The following is a 16,485-nucleotide window of genomic DNA, read 5'->3' on the forward strand; positions in this document are numbered from 1 at the left end:
GCCGGTAGCGGACCTGTGGTGAGGTGTTCAGCGGCGCAGGTATTTGCGTAAGCGGCGGCTTAGGCGATTTCGTATCGGCTCAAGCAGGAAAAATAACACGTAGGCACCCAGCATCACCGCCAGATCCAAGTCCAGCCAGGTTTCTTCGACGGGCCCGGTGAGGCGCTCGATCACATTTCTGGCCATGAACAGCAAGGTGACGCCCACTACCCACAGCAGGGCGTTGAACATCAGTGGACGCAGGTTGTGGGACAGCTTGTATTGCATCTTGAACAGTTCTCCTTGATGTCGGGCTCCTTTTCCTACGGGAGCCAAAACACGCCGATAGTACATTTTGAGGGAGGCTCATGACTTGGCGCAGATCATGGTGCCCGATGATGGATGTTGCTCAGGTGCCCGGGTTTTCGAGCAGGTAGCGTGCCAGTGCCGCATAGGCCGGCAAGGTGACACCGTCGTTCGCGGCGTTGGCCGCAACCGGATGGGAAGCAAAGCGCACAATCACCATCTCGGCCGCGGGGTCGATGTAGATACTCTGGCCGTGGACGCCGCGGGCCATATAGGCGCCATCGGGGTTATGACTGACCCACCACATGGCACGATAACTCCATCCTTTGAGTTGACTATAGCCTGCCTTGGCAAAAGCCTCTTTATCGCCGCCCTGGCGAATATCCTTGACCACGCTTTGAGGCACGATCTGCTGGCCATTGAAGCGGCCGCCATTGCGCAGCATTTCACCGAAACGGGCGATGTCCCGCAGCCCGGCGTTCAAGCCGCCACCGGCGAACGGTGTGCCGATGGAGTCCACGGTGAAATAGGCGTCCTGTTCACTGCCCAGCCGGCTCCAGATGCGCTCGCTGAGCAGTTGCGCGACGTTGCGCCCGGTGACGCGTGCGATCACCCAGCCAAGCACGTCGGTATTCACCGTCTTGTAGCCAAATGCCTGCCCGTGTTCACCGCGTTGCCGCACCGTTTGCAGAAACTCGAAATAACTCCGCGGCCCGGTGTAGTCCTTGGGTTTGGGCAGTGGATTGCCGGCCTGTGCATGGGCCCAGACGTGCGCGTTGGGGTCGGCATAGTCTTCGCTGTAATCCAGGGCCGTGGTCATGTCCAGGACCTGGCGCAGTGTGGCGCTGCCAAACGCGGACTGGCCCAGTTCGGGCACATAGTCGGCGATTTTCCTACGCGCATCGAGGGTGCCGTCAGCCACCAGCATCGCGCCCAGTGTGCCTACCACCGATTTGGTGACGGACATGGCCGCGTGTTGCCCATCGTCAGTCAACACGCCGAAGTAGCGCTCGTACACGACGTTCCCACGGCGCAATACCACGATGCCATCGGTGTAGGTGGCATCCAGCGCCTGGCGCCACGTCAGTGGTTGGCTGGCGCCGGTAGGCACGACGGGCAGCGCATCGATTCGTGGGTCGAGCTGCCGGGGCAGCGGCAAGGGCGCGCCGAGCCCACGGGGAACATTGAGCGTGGGTATCAGTTGGCGAAAGTTCGCCACGCTCCAGCGCATCGCCGGGAAGCGAAAATAGCTGCCATCGTCAAAACGCACGGTGCGGTCCGGTGGCGGTGGGGCGCCGACCATCCATTTGAGGCGAGCAGGATCACTGGCCTGGGCGTCAGGAAAATCTGTAACGCTGGCGTAGACGGCGGCGCTTGAAAAAACCAGTAATACAAAAGTCAGCGGCAGGATGGGTCGCATCGGCAGGCACCTTGATGTCGTATAAAGCGGACGGAGCAAGGCCTGGGCTCGAGTCCGTTCGAGAATTAAGCTGCAAAGGATGAGCTTAATCACCCTGACCGACAAGGATCAGGGAGGTTAAATTAATTCTGAATAATTGCTGGTGTCACGGCAAAAGCCTTTCGCTCCCGGTCTCTGGCCGTGTAGCGTTGCAAGGGATATCGAGGCTGCCGACCACGGGCAGAGGGCGATGGGCAGAGGGACGGGTCATGGCGAAAACGCTGTTCAAACTTTTCCTCACTCAGCGCCTTGCGGCCTTGGCCAGCACGGAGTCGTTACGGGCCATCCGTGAAGGCCTGTTGTGGATTTTGCCGTGTTTGCTGGTGTCGGCCGGTTTCCTGATTCTTTCTGAATGCGCCAGGGTGCTGGGGTTTGATCCGCAGGTAGTGGCCTTTTTGTCTGGGCTGCACAACCAGATCAGCTCGGTGATCCCGTTGTTGGTGGCCGCCTCCATTGGTTACATGCTGGCGATCCAGTATCGCCTGCCACAATTGCCGGTGGCGTTCCTGTGCCTGGCGCATGTGGTGGTCGCCACGTTCGTCTTGCGCGATTACCCGCGGGCGTCGGCGACGTTTGTGCTGTTTATCGCCATCGCCTCGCCGTTGCTGAATGTACCGGCGGTGGCCTGGCTGCATCGCTTTCGCTGGACGCGTCTGGTCAACGAAGACCTGGTGGGCCATAACCTGCGGGGCACCATCAACATGGTGGTGCCGGGGGCTATCACTGCGCTGTCGTTGGTGGGGGTGTTGTCGTTGCTGTTGCAGATACCTTCCGTGGCGCAGTTGCAAGGGCCGCAGGTGCTCGATGCACTGCAATCGCCGTATGGCAGTGGCTTGTTTGTGACCCTGATGAATTCTCTGCTGTGGTTTTTTGGCATCCACGGCGTGTATGCCCTGCAGCCGCTGTTCGATGTGCTGGACCAGGCTGTGCTGCTCAATGGCGCCGCGCTGGGGGCAGGTGAGCCGATCAAATACGCGCTCAACAGTGGCCTGCTGGGGTGTTTCGCGTTTATTGGTGGGTCGGGCGGTGCACTGAGCCTGTTACTGGCAATCCTGCTGTTTTCCAGGAGCCAGTCCATGCGCCTGCTGGCGATGGCCAGTCTGCCGTTATCGCTATTTAATGTCAGCGAAGTGCTGCTGTTCGGCTTGCCGATCATTCTCAATCCGCGCTTGTTCGTTCCGTTTTTACTGGTGCCGGCATTCAACGCCATGCTGGCGCTGACGGCGGTACACCTGGGCTGGGTATCACCGGCTGTGGCCAGCGTACCGTTTACTGCACCGGTGTTGCTCAACGCCTACCTCAGTACCCACGGCGACATGGCGGCCGTGGTGCTGCAGGTGGCGCTGCTGGGCATCGGCACGCTGGTGTATGCGCCTTATGTGCGCGCAATTCATCGTCAGTCCAGCGACGCCAGCACGGTGTACCTCAAGTCGCTGGACATGACCTTTCGCGGCCTGGAGGAGAAGGGCCGGCTGCTGGAACTGGACCCGGTGCTGGCGTCCCACAGGGCGCTGGCACGCCAGGCCGTCGAACTGACCCGTATCCAGCAGATCAGCGATTATGAGTTCTACCTTGAATTCCAGCCTCAGGTCTCCACCCGCACCGGGTTGTGCACCGGCTGCGAAGCACTGATGCGCGCCCGCGACAGCCAGGGCACGGTGCACTCGCCATGGGAGTTTCTGCAGTGGCTGGCGCAGGCGCGGTTGATGCCGGACGTGGATGTCTGGGTGGCCTCCCAGGCCGTGCGCCAGTACCAGCATTGGAAGAAAGTCGGCTTTGCCCTGCCGATGACCATCAATATTTCCAGTGCCACCCTGACGAATGCTGCCTATGGCGAGCGCCTGGTGGAAATTCTCGCCCAGGCCCATGGGCAAGTGTCGGTGGAGATCACCGAAGATGCGTTGGTGCGCGATGTTCCGGCCACGCGCCAGACGATCCAGAAATTGCAGGCGATGGGCGCCAAGGTCTATATCGATGACTTCGGCACCGGGTTTTCCGCGTTGAGCTATCTGCACCAGTTTCCGGTGGACTTCATCAAGATCGACCGAAGCTTTGTGGTGGCCCAGCACGACCCCCAAGGTGCCCGTGTGCTGACCGGCATGCTGCGTTTTTGCGAGGCGCTGAACCTGGGGGTGGTGGTCGAAGGCGTGGAGACCGCCGAGCAATTGGCCTTCCTCAATACCGGCACCGAGCTGTTTGTTCAGGGCTGGTATTTCAGCAAGGCGCTGCCCGGCGATCAGCTGGAGCGCTTTGTGCGCGAGCGTGCGGCCACTCGGGTTTAAGCTGGCGTGGCGGCGAACTCACGCTGCGTCTGCTCGATTTCTTCGACCAGCTTGTCGATTTGCGCCAGCCGCGCGCGGTTGTCGTGGTCCCAGGGGTGAAAGCCCGGTTTGAAGTAGTGCAGCCATGGCCGCAGCATGCGCGGGAACACGCCCTTGGGCCCGTAGAGAAACTTGAGCATGCGCCAGAAACCCTTCACGTGCCCTCCGGCCTTGCGGTCGGCAATCAGCAGGCGCAGGTGGAAATCCAGCACTACCAGCCAGAAGAACACCGTGGTGGTCAGCATGGTGCCGGTGCGCAGCAGGTAGCGCCCAGGCCCGGGTTTGATCACGGTGTTCCACACATCGAACGCCACGGCTTTGTGTTCGGTTTCTTCGAGGGCGTGCCAGTACCACATTTGCTGGTAGCCCTTGAGTGACTCGCCAAAGCGCGTGGGGTCGCTGAGCAGAATTTCCGCGAGCATTGCCGTGTAGTGCTCGAGGGCGATGGTCACCGCCAGGTTGAACGACGGTGGCAGGTGTTTCTTTTGCAGGTCGAGCATGAATTTGAGGCGCCGGTCCAGGGTGTGCGCCGGTAGGCCGGCAGCTTGCATCAGGTCGTTATAGGCCACGTGCTCGCGGCTGTGCATGGCTTCCTGGCCGATGAACCCCTGGATTTCCTTTTTCAACTCCGGATCGTCGATGCGCTGGCGGTAGTGGCGCACGCTGTCCATGAAAAACAGTTCGCCCTGGGGAAACAGCAGCGACAGTGCGTTGAAGAAGTGCGTGATGAACGGGCCTTGTTCATGCCAGTTTTTGATGCGCTCGGCGGGCAAGGCAAAACGGATATCGCGACGGATGGGCAGCATCATGGGTGCTCCTGTTCAGAGACGAGGTTCGTCGTTGGTTTCAAACACCTGCGTGCGCTGTTTGGGCGCCATGCGCTTGCTGGCAAACACCACCAGGGCTTGATAAGCGGCGGGCAGGCAACGGGCGAGCAGGTCGAGGAAATACGCGTCGCGGCCGATCAGCACGCGGCGTTTGTTGTGGCGCACGCCCTGCAGGATGACCTTGGCGGCCTGGTCGGCGTCGGTGATGAAGAGCTTTTCGAAGTCGGCGCGGGCCTGTTGCTCGTTGTGGATCAGAAAACCGGCCATGTTCGCGTCGATGCGGCTGCTGCGGCAGATATCCGTACGGATTCCGCCGGGGTGTACACAGGTGGCGGACACCCCGCAGCGTTGCAGATCGAGTTCCTGGCGCAGCGATTCGGTAAAGCCGCGCACCGCAAACTTGCTCGCGTTGTAGCCACTCATACCGGGCTGGGCAAACAGGCCGAACACGCTGGAGGTGTTGACCACGTGTCCGTCGCCGCTGGCCTTGAGGTGCGGCAAAAACGCCTTGGTGCCGTGCACCACGCCCCAGAAGTTGATGCCAATGATCCACTCCAGGTCTGCGTAGTCCACACCTTCGACGGTGCTCGACAGCGCCACGCCGGCATTGTTGAAAATCAGGTTGACCTGGCCGTGGTCGGCCACGCAGCGTGCGGCCCAGTCGTGCATGGCCTGGCGATCGGACACGTCCAGCACGTGGGTGGTGATCGTCACCGGTGACAGCGTCGAGGTCTTGATCAGCGCCAAGGTCTGTTCCAAACCCTGGCTGTTCTTGTCCGCGAGCGCCAGGTGGCAGCCTTCGCGTGCCAGCGCCAGGGCCAATGCGCGACCCATGCCGGACGCCGCGCCAGTGATTGCCGCCACGCGGCCGTTGAATGACTTCATGACAGGCTGCCTTCTGCGGTGGAGTGGGGCGCCGAAACCGGGCGGGGTGTCGAGGTGGGCAACAGCTCGGTGACATAGTCCTTGAGCGCGAAGTGCCGGGTATCACGTTTGAAACGCCAGGTTGAACCGGGCCACAACGTGGTGTTTTTGCCGGTGCGCGGGTCGAGGTACCAGCTCTGGCAGCCGCCGGTGTTCCAGATGGTGCGCTTGAGCCGGGCTTGCAACTGCTGGTTATAGGCCAGCTCCACCGTGGGTTTGACCTCGACCGTGGCAATGCGCTGGCGCTGCATTTGCGTAATGGCATCCAGGATGTAAGTGACCTGGGCCTCGATCATCAGAATCATCGAGTTATGCCCAAGGCCGGTGTTCGGCCCGACGATCAAAAACAGGTTGGGATAGCCCGGCACGGTGGTGCCCTTGTACGCGTGGGCGCCGTCGCGCCAGGCATCCATCAGGTCGATGCCGTCGCGCCCGATGATGCAATCGCGGGGCAGCGGGTCGGTGGCCTGGAAACCGGTGCCGAAGATCAGGCAATCGGCCGGGTGCTTGATGCCGTCCGCCGTGACCACGCCGTCCGCTTCGATGCGCAGCACCTTGTCGCTGATCACCTCGACATTGCTGCGCGACAGCGCCGGGTAATAGTCATTGGAGATCAGCACGCGCTTACAGCCGATGGTGTAGTCCGGGGTGAGGGTCTTGCGCAGGGAAGGGCGCGCCACGTGTTTGCGCAGGTGGCGCAGGGCGATTTTCTGCACCATTTTCATCAACCTCGGGTGCAGGGCAAACCCCACCACACGGCCTTCCAGCGCCCAGTAGAAAGCGCCGCGCACCAGGCGTTGAGTGAAGGGCAGGTGCTTGAAGGCCCAGCGCTCGACGCGGGAGATTTCGCGGTCGGGCTTGGGCATGATCCACGGCGGCGTGCGCTGGAACAGGTCCAGATGCGCCACCTGCGGCGCGATCTGTGGGACGAACTGAATGGCACTGGCGCCGGTGCCGATCACCGCCACGCGCTTGCCCTTCAATGAATACGCGTGGTCCCACTGCTGGGAGTGGAAGCGCTTGCCCTTGAAGCTGTCCAGCCCCGCAATATCCGGCAACGCCGGGCGTGACAGCCCGCCCATGCCCGACACCAGCACCCGCGCGCTGACCTTTCGGCCGTCGCTGAAGCTCAGTTGCCAGCGTTGCTGCTGTTCATCGAACACCGCACGTTCAAGGCCCATGCCGAAGCGCAGGTAGGGCGCCAGCTTGAAACGCTGCGCGCAGTGTTCAAGGTACGCGCGGATCTCCGCCTGCGGTGCGAACTGCCGCGTCCAGTCCGGGTTGGGCGCAAACGAAAACGAGTACACATGGGACTGCACATCGCAGGCGCAGCCTGGGTAATGGTTGTCCCGCCAGGTGCCGCCGAGGGTCTGGGCCTGTTCGGCGATAAAGAAGTCGGTGATCCCGGCTTCCTTGAGTTTGATCGCCATGCACAGGCCGGCAAAACCGGAACCGATGATGGCGATGTCGATTGAATCGCTGTGGGCATTCATGGCTTGTCCCTCGTGGGCATCGATGTGCTCCTGTTTTTGTTGTGTCTTTTAGATAGAACACCATTGCAAAGAAAAATTGAATTAATTATTTTAAAAAAGATTTTAAATAATCTACCTGAAAATTTCGCCTACGCTAGGACCTTGTTCCGCATGTGCGACTTGTCCGACGGACGAGCACGGTATGCATGAAGTTTAGGTCCAGGGTGTGGACGATGGCTGAGGCCTTGATCAATACCGGTCAGGTCGCCAGCGGCAGGGAAGCAGAGGACCGAGCTATGGCTGTTGAATGGGTTGTCGCTGCGGGTGTGTTAGGAGTGGCGAGCGCGCTGTTGTGGGGCTTCAGTGCCTGGATGACGCGGCGTATAGAAGCCACTGTTCCGATCAACGGGCGCTTCGTCGAGGTCGATGGCGAGCGCTTGCATTATGTCGAGGAGGGTGCAGGCCCGCCGCTGGTGATGATTCACGGGCTGATGGGCAGCAGTCGCAACCTGACCTATGCCTTGTCCGCCCAGTTGCGTGAGCGTTTTCGCGTGATCACGCTGGACCGCCCGGGTTCGGGCTATTCGACCCGGCAAACCGGTACCGCGGCAGACCTGCCGGCTCAGGCTCGGCAAATCGCGGCCTTCATCAAAACGCTGGACCTGGATAAACCGCTGGTGCTGGGGCATTCCCTCGGCGGGGCGATTTCGCTGGCGCTGGCGCTTGACCATCCCCACGCGGTGTCCGGGCTGATCCTGGTGGCGCCGCTGACGCATCCCCAGCGTATGTTGCCGCCGGTGTTCCTGTCCCTGGCGGTGCGCCCGGCCTGGTTGCGACGGTGGATGTCCCACACCCTGACCGTGCCCGTCGGCCTGCTGACCAGAGGCGCGGTGGTGAAGGGCGTGTTCGCCCCCGACGCCGCGCCGTCAGACTTCGCCACGCGAGGAGGCGGGCTGCTGGGTATGCGTCCGGACAACTTCTACGCGGCCTCCACCGAGATCAATACGGTTAACGACCACCTGCCGGACATGGTCAAGCGCTACCCGCAACTGACTCTGCCAATCGGCCTGATCTATGGCGCGCGCGACAACGTGCTGGACTTCCAGAAGCACGGCCAGGCCCTGGCCAGCAAAGTGCCCGGGCTGAAGATGCAGGTGGTGGAGGGGCGCGGCCATATGCTGCCAATTACCGCCACAGAGCGCGTGGCCGCGCTGGTGGAGCAGGTGGCCAAGCGCGTTCGCCCACCGCACAGCGCCACCGTGCTGCACCCGCCATTTGCCTTGGCGAGCAAATAATGGTGTTACCCGACTCGCGGTACAACGGCGTCGATGCCTGCTTTAGACACCTGACCAAACGGCTGAAAAACAGACTGGTCAGTCACGTCAAAAAGCCTTCGAGAAACTAGTTGACGACCTAACGATTCCGCGCTATTTATTTAAAAAAATTATTTCAATGTGTAATTTGAAACAATTTTTGAAGTGCCTAAGAGCGAATAAAATAATGAAAAAAACGCCTTTTATCGCATCTCCAAACCGTCTCGTCCGGAGGCTGCCATGAATCAGACTCTGGTCACTTCTACCGCCTGGACCGACGGCAAACGTCATTTGTGGTGGCTGGGCATCATGCCTCTGGCGACCCCATTGCTCTCCGGCGCCCTGGCCATTACCACGGGTGTGCAGCAATTGTGGTGGGTCGGCGTGCTGGTGATCTTCGGCTTGATCCCATTGATCGACGGCCTGCTCGGTGAAGACGTCAGCAACCCGCCAGAATCCGCCGTCAGCCACCTTGAATCGCAAAGCTACTACCGCTGGATCGTCTACACCGGCGTGGTGTTCGTGATCACCTCGGTGGTGGTGACCGGCTGGCTGGCCGCCGGTGGCATCGACTGGATCATCAACGGCGGCCTGCTCAACGCCACGGCTAGCCTTGATCCGTCGAGCTGGCTGGCGAAGACCGCAGCGTTTATTACCGCGCGCACCCAGTTGCACGGTGAGATCACCTGGTTCACCTACCTGGGCATGGCGCTGTCCACCGGCGCCGCCACCGGCATTGCAATCAACACCGCGCATGAGCTGGGGCACAAGCCCAAGCCACTGGAAGTGTTCCTGGCCAAGGTCACCCTGGCGCCGACCTTCTACGGGCACTTCTACACCGAACACAACCGTGGCCATCACGTACGCGTGGCCACACCGGAAGACCCGGCCAGCTCACGTCTGGGTGAGAGTTTCTGGGCGTTCCTGCCGCGCTCGGTGTGGTTCAGCGCGGTGTCGGCCTGGAACCTGGAACGCGAACGCCTGCGCAAACTCGGCCTGCCGGCACTGCACTGGAAAAACGCCGTACTCGGCGCGTGGATGTACAGCGTGGTGTTGTGGGGCGCGATGATTGCCTGGCTCGGTGCGGCAGTGATTCCTTTCCTGATCATTCAGGGCATCTACGGGTTCTCGTTGCTGGAAGTAGTTAACTACGTCGAGCATTACGGGCTTAAACGCCAGAAGTTGCCCAACGGTCGTTATGAACGGTGCTCGCCGCGGCACTCGTGGAACAGTAACCGCATTGTCACCAATATCTTTCTGTTTCAACTGCAACGGCATTCCGATCACCACGCCAACCCCACCCGCAGTTATCAGTCATTGCGCCACTTTGATGAATCGCCGCAACTTCCTTATGGTTACGCGAGCATGATTGTGTGGGCCTATGTACCGTACTTGTGGCGACGTCGCATGGACCATCGCGTGTTGAATCATTACGCCGGCGATATCACCTTGACCAATCTTCAACCGTCACAACGTTTGAAGTACCTGGAGAAGTACAGCAACAGCGCCAAGCCGTTTTGAGGTGAATTAAAACAGCCGTGGGTGAACTCGGGATCTGTGCATCGCGCCGGTTTTTATCGCCCAGGGTTTATCGGTTTTATGCCAAGAAAGTTGTTTGACCCTACAACAATAACTTCAAGGGAAGGACGTTCATGATGCACAGCCCTGCCACGTTCACCGCGCATATCATACTGGCCGCACTGGGCCTGATCGTTTACCACCAGGCCCAGGCCGCACGCATCGAGCCGGCCGGCAGTGCCTTTACGGCCCAGGGCCCGATTAGCTTTTCCAAGGGTGCGCTGATCAGCGCCGATTGCACCATCAAGGTGGCCGGCAAGGTCGCGGCCGATGGTTCATCGGTGAATGTCGATAAAGTTGAATTCGACGGCGGCCTTAAATGCAGCCGCGTCGAGGCCACCAACTTACCCTGGGTGTTAGTTGCCAAAGACACCAAAAGCGGCTCCATGTCGAAGATCAGCGTCGATGTTCACGCCTTCGGCCTGGGCGGCAAGTGCGGGCCTTCTACGGCCGATGGAACGTGGGACAACGCCACCCGAAAGTTGGAGGCCACCAATGTTCCGATCGGCGAAGACTGCACGATCAAAACGGTGTCGATCACGATGCCGCCGACCTTCAAAGTGGTCGAATAAACAGATTAAAAAGATGCAGCGGTAATTGAATTGAGATTTGGCTGGAAAGGGAAGTTCTGCAGTTTCACCGTGACCTCTCGATCATGGCCATTACCCCTGGCGAAATGACTCGCCATAACATGTGAGGAAAAACAATGAAAAGCTTGAAGACCCTCGTTTGTGCAACTTCTTTTGCTCTGTGCTTTGGCGCCGCCTCGATGGCCAGTGCGGCGTCTATCACCCCGGACGGTCCGTTCACGACCAACCCTGGCACCATCGTTGTGAAGTCGCCCTCGTCGTTCGGTGCAGCCGTAACCTGCGGCATCACTTTTAGCGGCAACGTCAGCGGTGGCGTGGCCTCCATCAACGGTGCTTCGCTGACCGGCGGCGGCCTCTGCGCCTTGCCGACGCTGACCAACCTGCCTTGGGTGCTGACCGCTGCAACCAGCACCACCGGCACCGTGACCAACGTCGGCTACAAGATCACCTCGCTGCCTTCCACCAACTGCGGTCCTACCCCTATCGCTGTGGCGTGGACTGCGGCCAGCAAAACCCTGTCGGCCAGCAATCAATCGCTGAGTGGCAACTGCACCGTGGTGTCCCTGAGTGTTGTGGCGCCAACGCTGACGGTTAACCCGTAAGCGCGTGACTCCAAAGGGCTGATCACCCGTTGAAAGGCCGGTGCCTCGCGTGAGGCGCCGGCTGCGGGAAAACCACCGGCGGAGCCGGTTGGGTACGGTACTTATTGTCTGGGGAACATGACAATGCAAAGCCTTAAAAAAACAGCCCTCCTGGGTTCGATGTTATTCACCCTGGGCGCTGTCTCGTCCATTGCAGGTGCAGCCACCTTTGCCCCGGCGGGCGCTGCATTTACCGCCTCGGGCTCAATCGCCACCGCGGTAAAGCTGCTGGTGTTTACCCCGGTGCCATGCACGATGACACTCAGTGGCCAAGTCGCGGCGGACGGCTCAAGCGCAACGATCACCGGCGCCACGTTCACCGGTAATGCGCTGTGTGGTATTTCCGGCCCGTTGAACTTGCCGTGGACACTGGTGCCGACAAATGCCACCACCGCAACGCTTTCTGGCTTTACCGAAAAATTTCCGTATGACAGCTGCCTGACGCCAAGTGTGCTGACCACACAATGGAGTGCCGCCGACGGCACGTTCAGCATTGCCAGCCCACACACGGTGAACGCCACCTGCAGGGTCACGGCTTTCAACTTCAAGCCTTCATCTGCCCTCACGATTAACCCTTGAAGACATCAACGCGTTAGCGCGTGGGCGCGCACAACGTGCAACGCGTCCCTGAATGAACGAACAGAAAGACGAGACGGCTGGGCCGGCTCAGTGTGATAACAATAAGGAGTGCCTCATGAATAATAAAAAACAACAGGTACAGGCGTTACTGGGGTTGGCGTTGATGGGCGGGCTGATGGTGGCCGTGCCTGTGCAAGCCGGCGGTTTTTCCACGCCGACGTATGGCGCACCGGGCTGGGGGCGGGCGTTCGGTGGTGGTTCGTTGTTCAAGAACGACCCGAGTTCGGCGTTCAACAACCCGGCGGCAATGGCTTTTGTTGACCATAACGTTGCACAAATGACCGTCGATTACGCGCGGATCAAGATCAAGTACAAAGGCCAGGCCAATGATTACCAGGGCAACCCGGTATCCAATACACCGTTTAACCCCGACGGTACTTTCGACCCCGCGCTGACCACGGTGAACAACAACGACGGCGGCCAGGGTGGGTTCACTGCATGGCTCCCAACCGGGTTCATGGTGATGCCGCTGGGTGATCGGTTTTCGTTCGGTCTGGCCCAAGTCGTACCGCAGGGCATGCGCACCACCTGGAACGAAGACTCAAAGTTGCGTGACTTTGCAGTGGACACCAAGATTGAAACGGTAGGGTTGACCGGGTCCTTGTCGTTCAAGGTGCGCGATGACCTGTCCATCGGTGCCGGGATGATCGTTCAGCACAGTAAAGGCTTCGTCAGCCAGAATATCGATTTGCTCGCCGCCGCTGCCAACTCCAAGTCTGAATTGGGCGGTATTCCGTTCCCGGCAGGCCTGGGCACGTCGCTGATTCGGGTCAAAGTCGATAATACGTCGGTGGGTTGGTTCACGGGGGTGGTCTGGAAACCCACTGAGCAAGACAGCCTCGGCCTCAATTACCACGCCAAAATCAAGAACAAGATGGAGGGCAAGTACAATATTCGCGCCGACGCCTTCTCGTATCAGCTGATGACGGGCCCGAGCCCGTTCGGCGGTACCGGGACTATCCCCGAAGTGGCCTATCCGGGGCTGAAATTGATGCCCGACGGCGCCAATGCCAGCACTCAACTGGACATCCCGGCAACTGCGGGCCTGGACTGGGTGCACCAGTTCAATGATCGCCTGACCCTGGGTGTGAGTGCGGTGTGGACCCAATGGTCATCCTTCAAGGACCTGACCCTCAAGTCCGACGGCAACACGATCGTTTCCATCCCCTACAATTACCGCGACTCCTGGATGTACTCCATTGGTGGCGATTTCAAAGCGACCGATGAGCTGACATTGCGTGCCGGTGTGGCGTCCGACCAGACGCCGACCCGCAACTCTACACGCGACCCGCGGATTCCGGACGGTGACCGGTACTTCCTGTCGCTGGGTGCGGGTTACGACGTCAAGGCGATTCCAGGCTTGACGCTGGATCTGGCGTATTCCCATCAGTTCGTGCAGGAGGTCAATCTCAAGACCAAGAACGTGGACCGCTTGGGCGCCGCGAGCCTGGACGGTAAGGCTGAATCATCCGGTGACGTAGTGGCTGTTTCGGCAACCTATGCCTTTTAAGGCCGTCACGCAGCGTTGAGGACAGGGGCGGCAAGCGCATCTTGGCGCCCTTGTTCAGAGGCTCGAAGCGGGGGCGCGCTCGCGACCTGTGCAGCAGCGCATTTTTTGATTCAACAGGCTGACGTGCTCAGCCTGGTTTTTTTTAGCCTTGGCATTAAATAAAAATTTCAAAACAAAATTTGAATTTGTCTTTTCAAGTTTGTAGTGTGGCTTTACGCCGTCACTCATTTCGAGCGACCTGCGCATCGCCCATGCCCTGATTAGGTAGAGGTATCCCCATGGTTATCTGGTTATTAGTGGGTGTCGCAGCAGCGATTGCCCTGGCGTATCGACAAGCCGCCGCCGCGCTGTGGCTGGGCATTGGCCTGATCTGGCTGGCGCTTGGTTACCTGTTCAACGTGGTGGCCGGTCTGGGCACCAGCGTTGCGGCGCTGCTGGTGGTGGTGCCCGCGCTGCTGCTGACGCTCAAGCCCTTGCGGCGCGCGCTGTTGACCAGCAAGGCCTTGGGCCTGTTTCGTACGATCATGCCGGCCATGTCCGACACCGAACGCGCCGCCATCGAATCCGGCACGGTGTGGTGGGACGCCGAGCTGTTCAGCGGCAAACCCAACTGGGATCGCCTGCTCAAAGCTGCGCCGCCCAGCCTCAGCGCCGAAGAACAAGCCTTCCTCGACAACGAAGTCGAAACCCTCTGCGACATCGCCAACGACTGGGAAACCACCCAGATCTGGCAGGACATGTCCCCCGAAGGCTGGCAGTACACCAAGGACGCCGGGTTCCTGGGCATGATCATTCCCAAGCAATACGGCGGCAAAGGTTTCTCCCACTATGCGCACTCCCAGGTGGTGATGAAGCTGTCGACACGCTGCTCGGCGGCGGCGATTTCGGTGATGGTCCCCAATTCCCTGGGCCCGGCTGAACTGCTGCTGCATTACGGCACCGACGCCCAACGCAATTACTACTTGCCGCGCCTGGCGCGAGGCGAAGACATCCCGTGCTTTGCCCTGACCAGCCCATATGCGGGCTCTGATGCCGGCGCAATTCCAGACCTGGGCATCGTCTGCAAAGGCCTGCACGAGGGCGAGCAAGTGCTGGGTTTCAAAGTGACCTGGGACAAGCGATACATCACCCTTGGCCCCATCGCGACGGTGCTGGGCCTGGCGTTTCGCGCCGAAGACCCGGAGGGTTTGCTGGGCAAGGCGGGCTCACTGGGGATTACCTGCGCGTTGATCCCAACGTCTCACCCGGGCGTCAACAGCGGTCGTCGTCACTGGCCTTTGAACGCGGTATTCCAGAACGGTCCGACCACCGGCAAGGATGTGTTCATTCCCCTGGAATGGGTGATTGGCGGCCGCGCACAGGTCGGCAACGGCTGGCGCATGCTGATGGAATGCCTGGCAGCCGGGCGGGCGATTTCCCTGCCGTCGGCCAACGTCGGCCTGGGCAAAGTCGCGGTACGCGGCACCAGCGCCTACGCGGCCATGCGCAAGCAGTTCGGCCTGCCCATCGGCAAGTTCGAAGGCGTGCAGGCGCCGCTGGCGCGCATGGCCGGGCATTTGTATGCCTGCGACGCGGTGCGCAAGGTCTCGGTGGCGTCGCTGGATGCCGGCGAAAAACCCTCGGTGATCTCGGCCATTGCCAAGTACCACGTCACCGAGCGCGCGCGGATCATCGTCAACGACGGCATGGACATCGTCGCCGGCAAAGGCATCTGCATGGGCCCCAACAATTTCCTGGCCCGTGCCTACCAGCAAAGCCCGATTGCGATCACCGTGGAGGGTGCGAACATCATGACCCGCTGCCTGATCATTTTTGGTCAGGGGCTGATTCGCTGCCATCCGTATGTGTTCCGCGAAATGGAAGCCGCGCGTAACCCGGACCAGCGCCAGGCACTGGAAGCCTTCGACCGGGCGATGTTCGGCCATGTGAGCTTTGTCGTCGCCAATGCCGTACGCGCCGGGGTGCATTCGCTGACCGGCGGGCGGCTGCTTTCTGCACCGGCCAAGACCGAGCCGGCGCTGGCGTCCTACTACCGCCAGGCCAATCGGCTGTCGGTGGTGCTGGCGTTGATCTCGGATGTGTCCATGGGCGTGCTCGGCGGTGCGCTCAAACGCAAGGAAAGTATCACCGGGCGTCTGGGCGATATTCTGTCGCAGTTGTACATCCTGTCCTGCGTGCTCAAACGCTTTGAGGACGACGGTCGGCCCCAGGCAGACCTGCCGCTGGTGCACTGGGCCGCCCAGGATGCGCTGTTACGTGCGCATGAAGCGCTGGCCGAAGTGCTCGATAACTACCCCTCGAACGCTGCTGCGGCAGTGGTGCGGGGCTTGAGTTTTCCGTTCGGTATTCCCCTGCGCAAACCGTCGGATCGCTTGCTGGCCCAAGTGGCTGAGGTGGTGCAGACGCCAGGCGAAACCCGCGACCGCCTGTTGGCCAATTCCTACATCCCGCGCCCGGAAATCGACAAGCTGGCCTACGGCGAATTGGCCTTGCGCCTGTTGCCGCAGGTGGAGCTGATCGACGCTCGCCTCAAGTCGGCGGTCAAGCAAGGCCTGATCGAACCGATGCCGATTTCCGCCACCGCGTTCAGCGCCTGGCGCGTCAAGGTGCGGGCGCTGGACCTGATCAGCGACGAGGAAGACACCTTGCTCGGCCGCTATGTGGAATACGCCGACCACGGCATCCAGGTCGATGACTTCCCGCAGGACTTTGGTTTGCTTGAGGCGTTACAGCAGCGCAAACAAGCGTTGGAGCCGAGCGCCAAACGTCGCACACCCCAAAGCGAAAACGCCTCGGTCAACTAGGAGAAACACGATCAAGGTGGAAGCTGGCTTGCCTGCGATGGCATCACCTCGGTGCCTGTGAACGACCGAGTCGTCTGCAGCGCAGGCAAGCCAGCGCCCACCGGCATCGGGTTTATAAAGCC

Annotated in this window: 14 protein-coding genes; 7 read left to right on the top strand and 7 right to left on the bottom strand. The window is 60.5% G+C overall.

Translation table 11 applies throughout. The features are described 5' to 3' along the window. Positions 1–27: 27 nt before the first annotated feature. Positions 28–267: a hypothetical protein gene (locus AACU78_RS22275; RefSeq protein ID WP_106577840.1), complete on the bottom strand. Its 240-nt coding sequence runs from the start codon at positions 265–267 to the stop codon at positions 28–30. A 121-nt stretch (positions 268–388) separates the two neighbouring features. Continuing rightward, complete coding sequence (locus tag AACU78_RS22280) at positions 389–1,705, bottom strand: serine hydrolase domain-containing protein (RefSeq protein WP_106577841.1); 1,317 nt, start codon at positions 1,703–1,705, stop codon at positions 389–391. Between the two features lie 248 nt (positions 1,706–1,953). Between AACU78_RS22280 and AACU78_RS22285 the strand changes: the two genes are divergently transcribed. Continuing rightward, positions 1,954–4,026 carry a PTS sugar transporter subunit IIC/EAL domain-containing protein gene (locus tag AACU78_RS22285; protein WP_106577842.1) on the top strand — a complete coding sequence of 691 codons (2,073 nt, stop codon included), beginning with the start codon at positions 1,954–1,956 and terminating at the stop codon, positions 4,024–4,026. Here the strand turns inward: AACU78_RS22285 and AACU78_RS22290 are convergent. Genes AACU78_RS22290 through AACU78_RS22300 form a run of 3 tightly spaced genes read right to left on the bottom strand, consistent with a single transcriptional unit; the run spans position 4,023 to position 7,309 of the window. Further along, on the bottom strand, positions 4,023–4,871 hold the full coding sequence (locus AACU78_RS22290; protein WP_106578146.1) for a metal-dependent hydrolase: 849 nt from the start codon (positions 4,869–4,871) through the stop codon (positions 4,023–4,025). The two genes, AACU78_RS22285 and AACU78_RS22290, sit on opposite strands and share 4 nt — an antisense overlap. A gap of 15 nt (positions 4,872–4,886) precedes the next feature. Beyond that, a complete protein-coding gene (locus AACU78_RS22295) occupies positions 4,887–5,777 on the bottom strand; it encodes an SDR family NAD(P)-dependent oxidoreductase (protein ID WP_106577843.1) in 891 nt (296 codons plus the stop codon). After that, positions 5,774–7,309: a flavin-containing monooxygenase gene (locus AACU78_RS22300; protein ID WP_106577844.1), complete on the bottom strand. Its 1,536-nt coding sequence runs from the start codon at positions 7,307–7,309 to the stop codon at positions 5,774–5,776. Before AACU78_RS22300 ends, AACU78_RS22295 begins: the two co-directional genes overlap by 4 nt. 275 nt (positions 7,310–7,584) lie before the next feature. On the opposite strand from AACU78_RS22300, the gene AACU78_RS22305 reads away from it, so the two are divergent. The 4 genes from AACU78_RS22305 (at position 7,585) to praB (ending at position 11,371) form a co-directional block, all read left to right on the top strand. Then, positions 7,585–8,583: an alpha/beta fold hydrolase gene (locus AACU78_RS22305; protein WP_106578147.1), complete on the top strand. Its 999-nt coding sequence runs from the start codon at positions 7,585–7,587 to the stop codon at positions 8,581–8,583. Positions 8,584–8,841: 258 nt separating this feature from the next. After that, complete coding sequence (locus tag AACU78_RS22310) at positions 8,842–10,122, top strand: alkane 1-monooxygenase (protein ID WP_106577845.1); 1,281 nt, start codon at positions 8,842–8,844, stop codon at positions 10,120–10,122. A gap of 134 nt (positions 10,123–10,256) precedes the next feature. Further along, on the top strand, positions 10,257–10,751 hold the full coding sequence (praA, locus tag AACU78_RS22315) for an alkane oxidation protein activator PraA (RefSeq protein WP_106577846.1): 495 nt from the start codon (positions 10,257–10,259) through the stop codon (positions 10,749–10,751). A gap of 134 nt (positions 10,752–10,885) precedes the next feature. Continuing rightward, positions 10,886–11,371 (top strand): alkane oxidation protein activator PraB, encoded by a 486-nt coding sequence (gene praB / locus AACU78_RS22320; RefSeq protein WP_106577847.1) that lies wholly within the window; start codon positions 10,886–10,888, stop codon positions 11,369–11,371. Between the two features lie 101 nt (positions 11,372–11,472). Here praB and AACU78_RS22325 read toward each other — a convergent pair whose 3' ends face one another. Next, complete coding sequence (locus tag AACU78_RS22325) at positions 11,473–11,958, bottom strand: hypothetical protein (protein ID WP_124417231.1); 486 nt, start codon at positions 11,956–11,958, stop codon at positions 11,473–11,475. A 146-nt stretch (positions 11,959–12,104) separates the two neighbouring features. On the opposite strand from AACU78_RS22325, the gene AACU78_RS22330 reads away from it, so the two are divergent. Beyond that, a complete protein-coding gene (locus AACU78_RS22330) occupies positions 12,105–13,559 on the top strand; it encodes an outer membrane protein transport protein (RefSeq protein WP_106577849.1) in 1,455 nt (484 codons plus the stop codon). Between the two features lie 54 nt (positions 13,560–13,613). On the opposite strand, the gene AACU78_RS22335 is transcribed toward AACU78_RS22330, so the two are convergent. Beyond that, positions 13,614–13,787 carry a hypothetical protein gene (locus AACU78_RS22335; RefSeq protein ID WP_158266159.1) on the bottom strand — a complete coding sequence of 58 codons (174 nt, stop codon included), beginning with the start codon at positions 13,785–13,787 and terminating at the stop codon, positions 13,614–13,616. 50 nt (positions 13,788–13,837) lie between these two features. Here AACU78_RS22335 and AACU78_RS22340 point away from each other — a divergent pair, with 50 nt between their 5' ends. After that, entirely contained in the window at positions 13,838–16,363 is a 2,526-nt protein-coding gene (locus AACU78_RS22340; RefSeq protein WP_106577850.1) for an acyl-CoA dehydrogenase, read from the top strand. Positions 16,364–16,485 lie beyond the last annotated feature (122 nt).

It is taken from the genome of Pseudomonas sp. R9.37, from assembly GCF_963878885.1.
GTDB lineage: Bacteria > Pseudomonadota > Gammaproteobacteria > Pseudomonadales > Pseudomonadaceae > Aquipseudomonas.